Origin of the sequence: Bradyrhizobium sp. UNPF46 (assembly GCF_006658625.1) — a bacterium.
Classification (GTDB): Bacteria; Pseudomonadota; Alphaproteobacteria; order Rhizobiales; family Xanthobacteraceae; genus Bradyrhizobium; species Bradyrhizobium nitroreducens.
On sequence record NZ_LFJB01000042.1, the window covers coordinates 68,796 to 79,806 of the forward strand.

Consider the following 11,011-nt stretch of genomic DNA (forward strand, 5'->3'; position numbering starts at 1 on the left):
GGCTTCTGCCGGCACCCCCAATTATTCCCCTTAAGTAGTTCGCCCCAAACTACCGCATCTCGTTCGGGGCATGGACGCCGAGGATGGCGAGGCCCGATGCCAGAACCGAGACGACGCCCTGGACCATGGCCAGTCGCGCCTTTGTTAGATCTGCATCATTATTGATAATGAAGCGTAAATAGGGCAAATCCCGCCCCTTCGTCCAAAGCGCGTGAAATTCGCTCGCTAAGTCATAGAGGTAAAAGGCAATTCGGTGCGGCTCATGGGCCGCGGCGGCGGCTTCGAGCATACGAGGATATATTGCGAGCCGCTTGAGAAGTTCAAGCTCGACCGGGTCTGACAACCGTTCCACCGCCGACTCAGCCAGCCACGCAATGCGTTTGCCGGTATCCTCGGGCAGTTCCGGGAACACCTCCGCCCGCGCGTTGCGGAAGATCGAGTGGCCGCGGGCGTGGCCGTACTGGACGTAGAACACCGGGTTGTCGCGCGACTGTTCCATGACCTTGGCAAGGTCGAAGTCGAGCACCGCGTCGTTCTTGCGGTACAGCATCATGAAGCGGACGGCATCCTGGCCGACTTCATCCACCACCTCACGCAAGGTGACGAAGTCCCCGCTCCGCTTCGACATTTTCACCGGCTCGCCATTGCGCAAGAGCTTGACGAGCTGGACGATCTTGACGTCGAGCGCCCCCTTGCCCGAGGTCGTCGCCTTCACCGCCGCCTGCATGCGCTTGATGTAGCCGCCATGGTCGGCGCCCCAGACGTCGATCATCTCCGCAAAACCACGGTCAAACTTGTTCTTGTGGTAGGCGATGTCGGAGGCGAAGTAGGTGTAGGAATTGTCGGACTTGATCAGCGGGCGATCGACGTCATCGCCATAGGCCGTCGCCTTGAACAGCAGCTGCTCGCGGTCTTCCCAGTCCTCGACCGGCGCGCCCTTGGGCGGCGGCAGGCGGCCTTCGTAAATGTCGCCCTTGGCCTTCAGGAAATCGATGGTCTCGGCCACCTTGTTGTTGCCGGCCTCGATCAGCGAGCGCTCCGAGAAGAACACGTCGTGGCGGATGTTGAGGGCGGCGAGATCGTCCTTGATCTCGTCCATCATCATCGCGATCGCCTTGGCGCGCACGGTCGGCAGCCACTCGGCCTCGCTCATCGCGCGGAGCTTGTCGCCGTGCTCGTTCGCGAGCGCCTGCCCGACCGGCTTCAGATAGTCGCCGGGATAGAGGCCTTCCGGGATCGCGCCGATATCCTCGCCGAGCGCCTCGCGATAGCGCAGAAACGCGGAGCGCGCGAGCACGTCGACCTGGGCGCCGGCGTCGTTGATGTAATATTCGCGCGTGACGTCGTGGCCGCCGAACTGCAGCAGGCTCGCCAGCGCATCGCCGAACACGGCGCCACGGCAATGGCCGACATGCATCGGCCCGGTCGGATTGGCCGAGACGTATTCGACATTGACCTTGGAGCCGCCGCGGACGCGGCCGTAGTCGGCGGCCTCACGAAGCACGGTGCGCAGCGCCTCGGCCCAGGCGGCCGGCTTCAAGGTCAGATTGATGAAGCCGGGACCGGCGACATCGACCTTGGCGATCAGCGCATCGGCACGCAGTCGTTCGGCGATCTGATCGGCGAGATCGCGCGGCTTGGCCTTGGCCTCTTTCGCCAGCACCATGGCGGCGTTGGTGGCCATGTCGCCATGAGAGGGATCGCGCGGCGGCTCGACCACCACGCGGGAGAAATCGATGCCCTCGGGCCAGTTGGCTTCCGCCGCAAGCGCACGGCAGGCGGCATGCACGCGTGCGAGCACATCGGCGAACAAATGCAGGGATGAGGAGGTCTGGGGCATGGCCGCCGCCTAACGCAAATCCGGGGTCGAGTCAAAGAGCCGCTGGTGCTCGGTCAAGGCGAAACGGTCGGTCATTCCGGCAATGAAATTGCCGATCCGGCGGGCCCGGTCGCCCTCGTCGTCGCCTTGCGCCCCCACCAGCCATTCCGGCGGCAATTCCGCCGGCACCTTCAGGTATTTCGCGAACAGGTCGAACAGGATCTGCTCGGCCTCCCCCATCACACGCATCACCCGCTTGTGGCGGTACATGTGCTGGTAGAGGAAGGTCTTGATGGCGGCCTCCTCCTCGGCGACCTCGGGCGGGAGCGCGACCAGGGCCCGGCTCTGCTGGCGTACGTCCTGGGCCGACTGCGGCTTCACCGCAGCGAGGTTCTTCTGCGCCTCCGCGAACACCGCGCCGATCAAATGCGAGATCAGCTCGCGCACCAGTTCGGCACCGCGCCTGAGGTCTTCGAGTTGAGGATAATGCGCCGAGGTCTCGGCGATGATCTCGGCCGTGAGCGGCATCACCTTGAGATCGTCGAGGTGGAACAGGCCCGCCCGCAAGCCATCGTCGATATCGTGGGCGTCATAGGCGATGTCGTCGGCGATGGCCGCGACCTGCGCCTCCAGCGAAGCAAAACTCCACAATTCGAGGTCGTAGGTCTTGATGTAGTCGGCGATTCCGACGGGAATGCCGTGCTCGCGATAGCGCCCGACCGGCGCGCCGCCGCGATCGGTCAGCGGCCCGTTGTGCTTGACGATGCCCTCCAGCGACTCCCAGGTCAGGTTCAGCCCGTCGAACTCGGGATAACGATGCTCCAGCGAAGCGACGACGCGGAGCGTCTGGGCGTTGTGGTCGAAGCCGCCAAAGTCCTTCAGGCAGGCGTCCAGCGCCCGCTCGCCGGCATGGCCGAACGGGGGATGACCGAGATCGTGGGCCAGCGCCAGGGTTTCGGTGAGATCCTCGTCCAGTCCGAGCTGCCGGGCCAGCGCACGGGCGATCTGCGCCACCTCCAGCGAGTGGGTCAGCCGGGTGCGGTAGTGATCGCCCTCGTGGAACACGAACACCTGGGTCTTGTACTTCAGACGGCGGAACGCGGTGGAATGGATCACCCGGTCGCAATCCCGCCGGAACGGGCTGCGGGTCCGGCTCGGCGGCTCCGTGACCAGCCGGCCGCGGCTGCGGTCGGGATCGCAGGCATAGGGCGCGCGGGGGGCTGCCATTCCGACGGACACGACGAATTTAGTCCCTATCCATTTGATTCTGCGTATCCTTGCACTTAACTATGCCGGACGCGGGATACCAAATGAATTGGATATGACCGCGGGACTATCGGAGACCTGAGATGACGACTGACGTGACCATCAGTGACCGCGCCGCACGCCGGATTGGGGAAATCCTCAAGGGCGAAGGTGCCGGCGCGATGCTGCGCATCTCGGTCGAGGGCGGCGGCTGCTCCGGCTTTCAGTACAAGTTCGATATCGATCGCGCGCGCACCGACGACGATCTCGTGATCGAGCAGGAGAATGCGGTGGTGCTGGTCGATTCCGCCTCGCAGCCGTTCCTGGCGGGCTCGCAGGTCGATTTCGTGGATGACCTGATCGGCGCCTCGTTCCGCGTCAACAATCCGAACGCGACGGCATCCTGCGGCTGCGGGACCAGCTTCTCGATCTAGCCCGACTCAAAATCTGAAAAACAACCCCATGCACAGTAGCCGGTAAGCCGGCGCGATGCCTTTCGGCTTTTACGAATAGCGATTGACGCATCGGGCAAGACAGGGGTAATGCATGAGCATCGCAGGATCCCCACGGGGGAGCTCGACGGGACACACACGCGGTGGGTTCGATATAGCCCAGCGCCGAAGCGGCCCATGCCGCAGCCGAGTGTTAGGTGTCAGTCGTGACATGATCCCACGCTTGGTCCTGGTATCCGATAAGCCAGTTCAAAGCGTGGTGCCTTTCTTCCGTCACGCCAGGATCTAGGGCTGCCGGTATCTGCTGCCCTCGCGCAAGGGCGTTTCTGACAGCCCAATGGTACCTGTAGATCAGATCGGCCTGATCAAGAATGTCGGCGATCGGACGAAGTTCGGAGTCTTCGATGAACTGAGAGGTTGTCCTTTCGGCCATTGTGCTTGCGGCGAAGCCCACATCGCAAAACTGCGCTGGCTTGCCGAGCTGGGCCACGAAGCCCAATGCCCAAAGCAGAGTCCAAGCGGCTTCGTGCCTCCACGTGAATTGAATCCGGTCGTGCTGCGAGGGGGACTTATCGAGCACGAAGGCGAGTTCCACGGGAGTCAGATGTGGCCGCAGCTCGTACGATTCCAGAAGTTGTTCAACTAGATCTTCCCCAAGTCCCTCGCCCTTTGCAGCGACGAAAAGGACACAAAGAGTGCGTAGCGCGACCTCTTCTTTTGACCGCTTCAGCGCCTCAGCCGCGGTCTCAATAACGGGTAATGCGGCAAGGAAAGGTACGCCCTCGGCTTGAAGGATTCTTTCTGATCTGAGCCTTCTATCGATAGCTTCCGCTGCCCCCCTCCCATTCATCGCGCCAATCCCCCCAACGCTTGTCAAACGTACAATATCACGAGGAATCTTCGGCAGCGACAAGCCGGATGGAGTACGAGGTCGATTTTGTCGACGATGTGATCGGCGCCTCGCTCCACGTCAACAATCCCACCGCGACGGCGTCCTGCGGGTGCGGCACCAGCTTCTCGATCTGAGCGCTTACGCGCCGGTAATCTGCCTTTCCTCGTCCGTCCACTCGACGTCACCAGGCATCAGCTCCGGCTGGAGCGGCGCGTCCTCCGCCATGGTGAACCCGTCGAGCGCACGCAGCAGGGCTGCGACCAGCGCCGGCTTGCGCAGCGGCTTGGCGAGGAAATCCGACATGCCGGCCTCGCGGCAGATCCTGACGTCTTCGGGGAAGGCGTTGGCCGTCAGCGCGATGATCGGCAAGGCCGCAAAGCGCCCGCCTTGCGCGCGGATGGCGCGGGTGGCGGCGAGCCCATCCATGTCGGGCATGCGCACGTCCATCAGCACGACATCGTAATTGCCTTCGGACGCTGCCGCGACGGCCTCGGTACCGTCGGTGACGACGCGCAGCTCGACGTCGAAGGTCCCGAGCATCTTGCTGACGACCATGCGGTTGACGGCATCGTCCTCGGCGACCAGCACCTTCAACGGCCGATCTAGGCCGGCGATGCGCGCCTTGAGCTCGTCGGCCTCGTCGCGGTCCGACGCCTGCTCGGAGGCCTGCGCCTGGCTCCAGGGCAGCACCAGCGTGAAGCGGAAGGTCGAGCCCTCGCCCGGCGTCGAGGTGACGCCGATCGTTCCGCCCATCTGCTCGATGATGCGCCTGCTGATCGCAAGGCCAAGGCCGGTGCCACCGAAGCGGCGGCTGATCGAGGCATCGGCCTGCGCGAAGTCGCTGAAGAGCTGGCCGAGCTTTTCGGGGGCGATGCCGATGCCGCTGTCGGTGACGGTCCACTCGACAGTCGCCAGCAGGTCGCGGCGCGCCTGGCAGGTCGCGGCGATCGTCACTTCGCCCTGATCGGTGAACTTCACCGCGTTGGATGCGAGGTTGAGCAGCACCTGGCGGATGCGCGCGACGTCACCGCGCAGTGTCGGCGGCAGGTTCGGGTCGAGCTCCAGCTTGACCGTCAGCCCCTTGCCCTTGGCGCTCGCGCGCACCACGGTCGCGACCGCCTCGACCAATGCCTGCGGCGCGAAGTCGATCGCCTCGAAGGTGAAGCGTCCGGCCTCGAGCTTGGACAGGTCGAGGATGTCGTTGAGGATACGCTGGAGATTGTCGCCGGACTCGCGGATCGTGGTGACCGCCTCACGCTGTTCCGGATCGAGCTTGGTTTCGAGCAGCATGCTGGCAAGCCCGAGCACGCCGTTCATGGGCGTGCGGATCTCGTGGCTCATCACCGCAAGGAAGTCCGATTTGGCGCGGCTCTCCGCCTCGGCCTTTTCCGCGCGCCAGCGCTCGGTGACATCGCGCCCGAAGCCGCGATAGCCGAGGAAATGGCCTTCGCGATCATAGGCGGGCTTTGCCGTCAGCGACCACAGCCGCGCCTCGCCGCCGGCGACGACCTTGAGGTTCATCTCGTGCAGCGGCTCGGCATGCTCCATCAGGCCGACCACGTTGTAGGCCGCGCTCTTGTCCTCGGGGCAGAGCATGTCGAGCACGTCGGAGAAGTGCGATCCTTTCAGCAGGGGCAGCGGCAATTGCGCGACGTCGGCGAAGCGTTGCGGCACGTCGACCAGATGCCCTTCGGCGTCGGTCTGCCACAGCCAGTCGCTGGCGTTCTCCTGAAAATCCTTCAGCAGCAGCGAGATGATCTCGGTCTGCCGCTCGAGCTCGAGCTGGGCCTTGAGATTGCCGAGGAACAAATTGCCTTGCGAGACGATGTTGCGCGCCATGAAAAACGCGAACAGCAGCAGGAACACCGCGGTCACGAGGTAAGGCCCGGTGCCGCACAGCAGCAGCGCGCCCGCGCAGCCGACCGTCATGGTGGCGAGATAGACCAGCCCGGCGCGCGGGAAGGTCGAGAACGTGAAGGCGCCGCCGGACATCATGCCGACCATCAGGCAGGCCAGAATCAGCTGGCTGGTCGGCTCGATGCGGCTGAACAGAGCGAGCGGCAGCGTGCCCCAGATCGCGGCGAGGAAAACCGCCTGCCGCAGCATCTGACGCGCGGCGCGGGGCGAGGCCTCCTGCGGCGGGTTTCGATGCGATCGCCGCCATGAGCGCACCGCGAGCGAGGCCGTGGCGGCGAGCGTCAGGCCCCAGATCGCGAGGAAGTCGTTCCAGCCCCTGCCCCAGAACAGGATCAGCACGATGGCGACGTTGAGCATCGTCACCGCCATCGTCACCGGGATCAGCCGCGTCACGGCGTCGATCTGCTTGGCGCGGATGCGGCGGATCTCGCGCTCGCTGAGGCCGGCGGTCAGGCTGTCCTCGATCTCGAAGCCGCCGAGCCAGTACAGGAACGCGCCGATCAGGCCGTCACGCGGCTCAGTTCGCTTCATCGATTTGTCCGGCCATCCCATTCCAAAGGAACCTTTTCCGCATCAATGGCCTGCGGCCCGCTTAAGCCGGGTTAATTTTGTGGGAGATTTTGCGGCGTCCTTGACGGGCGCGTTTGCATTTTGTTCTAACCAAAGCCCCTGCCCGGAGCCCTCCCCATGCCCATCAGAGTTGCCACCTGGAACGTGAACTCGGTCCGGCAGCGGATCGACCTGCTGCTAACCTGGCTGAAGGAGTGCCAGCCGGACATCGTCTGCCTCCAGGAGATCAAATGCGTCGACGAGGCCTTCCCACGGCTGGAGATCGAGGCGCTGGGCTACAACGTGGTCACGCACGGGCAGAAGACGTTCAACGGCGTCGCACTGCTCTCCAAGCTCCGCTTCGACGAGACCAAGTCGGGGCTCGCGGGCGACGACGAGGACGCCCATGCCCGCTTCCTCGAGGGCGTGGTGACGCTCAAGCGCGGCGTGCTGCGCATCGCCTGCCTCTATCTGCCCAACGGCAATCCGGTCGGCACCGAGAAATATCCCTACAAACTCAAATGGATGTCACGGCTTCTTGAATATTCGAAGGAGCGGCTCAAGACCGAGGAGCCGCTGATCCTCGCAGGCGACTTCAACGTCATTCCGCATGCCCGCGACGTTCACAACCCCGCGGCCTGGACCGAGGACGCCCTATTCAAGCCCGAGACGCGGGAGAGCTTTCAGTCCCTGCTCGGCCTCGGCCTCACCGATGCCTTGCGGGCGGTCACCGACGAGCCCGGGCTCTACACCTTCTGGGACTACCAGGCCGGGGCCTGGCAGAAGAACCAGGGCCTGCGGATCGACCACCTGCTGCTGTCGCCGCAGGCCAGCGACAAGCTCGCCAATGTCGGGATCGACAGCTACGTGCGCGGCTGGGAGAAGCCGTCGGACCACGTTCCGGTTTGGGCGGATCTGGATCTGGAAGCGGCGTAACGTTCGCAGAGTTGGTGGGAGTGAGCGGCACTCGCAATTGCGGGGAGAGATCGTGGGCACGGCGCCAAGGCGCCTTTGCCCACCCGGCACCGAGGTTACCGCAGCTACTCGCGGCGGTCCTTCACCCACTGCTCCAGCAATTGCAGGCACATGGCGCGGTCGTCGTCGGAGGCCTTGGCGAAGGCGCGGTTGTAGCTTTCCTTGATCCAGGTCTCTTCAGTGCCGGCGCTGTCGCGCGCCAAGGTCAGCCACATCAGGCCGCGCGCGGCCTGCCGCGGCAGGCGGTCGCCGTTGAACAGCATCTGGCCGAGCAGCGCCTGCGCCTCGTGCTGGCCCTTCTGGGCGGCGAGGCCCAGCCAGCGCGCGCCATAGCGGAAATCCTCACGCGAGGCGTCCGGAGTCTTCAGGTAGAGCCGGGCGAGATCGTATTGGGCGTCGGCATTGCCGAAATAGGAGGCCGCATAGGAGAACATCTCCCGAGCCCGCTCCGGGTCCGACTTGACCTTCGAATTCGGGATGCCGCTGAGATAGTAGCGGCCGAGCGCGACAAAGGCATTGGCCACGATCTGCGCCTGCGGCGCCGACGGGCTGTCCTCGGCATGCGCGTTGGCGATCCGGCTGAAATATTCGAAGGCGCGCAGATCATCCTGGGCGACGCCGTCGCCATTGGCGTACATGCGGCCGAGCTTCCACTGCGCAATGGGATGACCGCCCTCCGCGGCATATTGCAAGGCGCTGAGCGAGGTTTCCTGGGTCACCGGCGCGACCTTGCCGCGCACGGTCGCCGCGGTCCCCGGCAACGCGGTCACGACCGGAATGGTCGCGTCCTTCGGGTTGACCGGCGCGCCGTCGAAGGCGAGCGCCGGCGCGGCCAGCGCACTGGCCCCCAACACGAACGCAACAATGGCACGCCTAGATGTCCGCATAGCACTGTTTCTCGTGCGCGCCGCCCGGATGGGTCACTGCCCCCCCGACCGCTGGTCCAACCTGCTGAGCATACTTCCAGAGCGCACCCGACGTGTGGTTAGTCGCGCGAGCGCTCCATTTGGTCTTGCGTTGAGCGAGCTCGGTGTCGCTCAATTTTACGTTAAGGGTACCGGCGACCGCGTCGATCTCGATGATGTCGCCGTCCTCGAGCAGCCCGATCGGGCCGCCGACCGCCGCCTCAGGCCCGACATGGCCGATGCAGAAGCCGCGGGTGGCGCCGGAGAAGCGGCCATCGGTGATGAGCGCGATCTTGCCGCCCATGCCCTGGCCGGTCAGTGCCGCGGTGGTCTGGAGCATTTCCCGCATGCCGGGGCCGCCCTTGGGCCCCTCGTAGCGGATCACGATGACTTCGCCTTCGCGGTAGGTGCGCTTCTGGACCGCCTCGAAAGCATCCTCCTCGCGGTCGAAGCACCTGGCCGGACCGGTAAACCTGAGGTTGGACATTCCCGCGACTTTCACGATCGCACCTTCTGGCGCCAAATTGCCCTTCAGACCGACCACACCGCCGGTCACGGTGATGGGTTTGTCTGCCGGGTGCACCACGTCCTGGTGCGGATTCCATTTCACGCTCTTGAGGTTTTCGGCGATCGTGCGGCCCGTGACGGTAAGGCAATCACCGTGCAGGAAGCCATTGTCGAGCAGCGTCTTCATCAGAAGCGGTATGCCACCTACTTCAAACATGTCTTTGGCGACATAACGGCCACCCGGCTTCAAATCCGCGACATATGGTGTCTTTTTGAAGATTTCGGCGACGTCGAACAGGTCGAATTTGATGCCGCACTCGTGCGCGATCGCCGGCAGGTGCAGTGCAGCATTGGTCGAGCCGCCGGAGGCCGCGACCACGGCAGCCGCGTTCTCCAGCGCCTTGCGGGTGACGATGTCGCGCGGCCGGATGTTCTGGGCGATCAGGTCCATCACCTTCTCGCCCGCGGTCATGCAGAAGGCGTCGCGGATTTCGTACGGTGCCGGGGCACCGGCCGAGTAAGGCAGCGCCAGACCAATCGCCTCAGAGACGGTCGCCATGGTGTTGGCGGTGAACTGCGCGCCGCAGGCGCCCGCCGAGGGGCAGGCCACGCGCTCGATCTCATCGAGGTCCTCGTCCGACATGGCGCCGACCGAGTGCTTGCCGACGGCCTCGAACATGTCCTGCACGGTGACCTGCTGGCCCCGGAAATTGCCGGGCAGGATCGAGCCGCCATAGATGAAGATCGAGGGCACGTTGAGACGGACCATCGCCATCATCATGCCCGGCAGCGACTTGTCGCAGCCGGCGAGCCCGACGAGCGCGTCATAGGCATGTCCGCGCACGGTGAGCTCGACGGAATCGGCAATGCATTCGCGCGACGGCAGCGAGGAGCGCATGCCGTCATGGCCCATGGCGATGCCGTCGGTCACGGTGATGGTGCAGAATTCGCGCGGCGTGCCGCCGGCGGACGCCACGCCCTTCTTCACCGCCTGCGCCTGGCGCATCAGGGAGATGTTGCAGGGAGCGGCCTCGTTCCAGCACGAGGCGACGCCGACGAAGGGCTGGTGGATCTGCTCGGTGGTCAGACCCATGGCGTAGAAATAGGACCGGTGGGGCGCGCGCGTAGGGCCTTCCGTCACGTGACGGCTCGGCAGCCTCTGCTTGTCAATCTTCGCGTCCATCGCAAACCAGTTTCCCCGGCCAACCCTTTCAGACCCGAAAAATCAGAGCCAAGATTTGAATCGACCTTGGGGATTTTCTCGTAGCGTCGAGGACTGCCCGCTGCCTCCAAAACATTAGAGCGATTTTATTCATGTTCGGGTGTGGCCAAAAAGCGGCGGTGATGCGAACCGCCGGTGATGACGGTTAAATCGGAACCGACTGTTGCGTAGACAGCACAATCGTTACCGGGAAGACACGGGGTTGCGTACGTCGATACCTTCGCAGAAGGGCGAGGCACAACCTCTGATTTTGTGATCCGCGAGACGCGCCACCCTTCGCTCCCGCGACAAGATGCACGCAAGTGAGTCGGCGCTTCCGCCGCACTCTCGTATTCCGGACGCAGCGCGATTCTCCGAAATGCACTTGTAGGATGGGTTTCGCTGCAGCGAAACCCATCCTGCGGCAACAACTCGCAGACATAGCTTCGCGGCCTCGCGGCTGAATTCGCCCGAGCTTTGCTTCGTCGCTCCACCCTCCAAATCCAAGAGGGCGCAGGGAAGGCCGGGTGCCGGCTGGCACCCGCGGTC

The 11,011-nt window shown here is 64.3% G+C and carries 8 protein-coding genes and 1 pseudogene; 3 read left to right on the forward strand and 6 right to left on the reverse strand.

Going from position 1 to position 11,011, the window contains the following annotated elements; all coding sequences use genetic code 11:
• Nucleotides 1-49: 49 nt before the first annotated feature.
• Together argS and UNPF46_RS17805 are read right to left on the reverse strand one after the other, a co-directional pair.
• The gene (argS, locus tag UNPF46_RS17800) at nt 50-1,840 is read right to left on the reverse strand and encodes an arginine--tRNA ligase (protein WP_181769990.1); all 1,791 of its coding nucleotides are present in this window, start codon (nt 1,838-1,840) and stop codon (nt 50-52) included.
• A gap of 9 nt (nt 1,841-1,849) precedes the next feature.
• The gene (locus UNPF46_RS17805) at nt 1,850-3,046 is read right to left on the reverse strand and encodes a deoxyguanosinetriphosphate triphosphohydrolase (protein WP_246668685.1); all 1,197 of its coding nucleotides are present in this window, start codon (nt 3,044-3,046) and stop codon (nt 1,850-1,852) included.
• 122 nt (nt 3,047-3,168) lie between these two features.
• On the opposite strand from UNPF46_RS17805, the gene erpA reads away from it, so the two are divergent.
• Nucleotides 3,169-3,498, forward strand: a complete 330-nt coding sequence (erpA, locus tag UNPF46_RS17810) for an iron-sulfur cluster insertion protein ErpA (RefSeq protein WP_100176146.1) — start codon at nt 3,169-3,171, stop codon at nt 3,496-3,498.
• Nucleotides 3,499-3,709: 211 nt separating this feature from the next.
• Here erpA and UNPF46_RS17815 read toward each other — a convergent pair whose 3' ends face one another.
• Nucleotides 3,710-4,429, reverse strand: coding sequence for a DUF4272 domain-containing protein (locus UNPF46_RS17815; RefSeq protein ID WP_210248340.1), 720 nt, complete (start codon nt 4,427-4,429; stop codon nt 3,710-3,712).
• A gap of 14 nt (nt 4,430-4,443) precedes the next feature.
• Between UNPF46_RS17815 and UNPF46_RS17820 the strand changes: the two are divergent.
• A pseudogene (locus UNPF46_RS17820) lies at nt 4,444-4,542 on the forward strand (iron-sulfur cluster assembly accessory protein); the annotation flags it as partial.
• A gap of 4 nt (nt 4,543-4,546) precedes the next feature.
• On the opposite strand, the gene UNPF46_RS17825 reads toward UNPF46_RS17820, so the two are convergent.
• Nucleotides 4,547-6,877: an ATP-binding protein gene (locus tag UNPF46_RS17825; protein WP_142250860.1), complete on the reverse strand. Its 2,331-nt coding sequence runs from the start codon at nt 6,875-6,877 to the stop codon at nt 4,547-4,549.
• A 135-nt stretch (nt 6,878-7,012) separates the two neighbouring features.
• Here UNPF46_RS17825 and xth point away from each other — a divergent pair, with 135 nt between their 5' ends.
• Nucleotides 7,013-7,810 (forward strand): exodeoxyribonuclease III, encoded by a 798-nt coding sequence (xth, locus tag UNPF46_RS17830; protein ID WP_100176144.1) that lies wholly within the window; start codon nt 7,013-7,015, stop codon nt 7,808-7,810.
• 104 nt (nt 7,811-7,914) lie between these two features.
• Here the strand turns inward: xth and UNPF46_RS17835 are convergent, their stop codons facing one another.
• Nucleotides 7,915-8,736: a tetratricopeptide repeat protein gene (locus tag UNPF46_RS17835; RefSeq protein ID WP_142250861.1), complete on the reverse strand. Its 822-nt coding sequence runs from the start codon at nt 8,734-8,736 to the stop codon at nt 7,915-7,917.
• On the reverse strand, nt 8,723-10,444 hold the full coding sequence (gene ilvD, locus UNPF46_RS17840; protein ID WP_100176142.1) for a dihydroxy-acid dehydratase: 1,722 nt from the start codon (nt 10,442-10,444) through the stop codon (nt 8,723-8,725). Before ilvD ends, UNPF46_RS17835 begins: the two co-directional genes overlap by 14 nt.
• Between the last annotated feature and the right edge of the window lie 567 nt (nt 10,445-11,011).

What these genes read in the sequence shown, in the direction of transcription:
- erpA (WP_100176146.1), top strand. Translation starts at nt 3,169, where the DNA reads ATGACGACTGACGTGACCATCAGTGACCGCGCCGCACGCCGGATTGGG.
- UNPF46_RS17835 (WP_142250861.1), bottom strand. Translation starts at nt 8,736, where the DNA reads ATGCGGACATCTAGGCGTGCCATTGTTGCGTTCGTGTTGGGGGCCAGT.
- UNPF46_RS17825 (WP_142250860.1), bottom strand. Translation starts at nt 6,877, where the DNA reads ATGGGATGGCCGGACAAATCGATGAAGCGAACTGAGCCGCGTGACGGC.
- argS (WP_181769990.1), bottom strand. Translation starts at nt 1,840, where the DNA reads ATGCCCCAGACCTCCTCATCCCTGCATTTGTTCGCCGATGTGCTCGCA.
- UNPF46_RS17805 (WP_246668685.1), bottom strand. Translation starts at nt 3,046, where the DNA reads ATGGCAGCCCCCCGCGCGCCCTATGCCTGCGATCCCGACCGCAGCCGC.
- xth (WP_100176144.1), top strand. Translation starts at nt 7,013, where the DNA reads ATGCCCATCAGAGTTGCCACCTGGAACGTGAACTCGGTCCGGCAGCGG.
- ilvD (WP_100176142.1), bottom strand. Translation starts at nt 10,444, where the DNA reads ATGGACGCGAAGATTGACAAGCAGAGGCTGCCGAGCCGTCACGTGACG.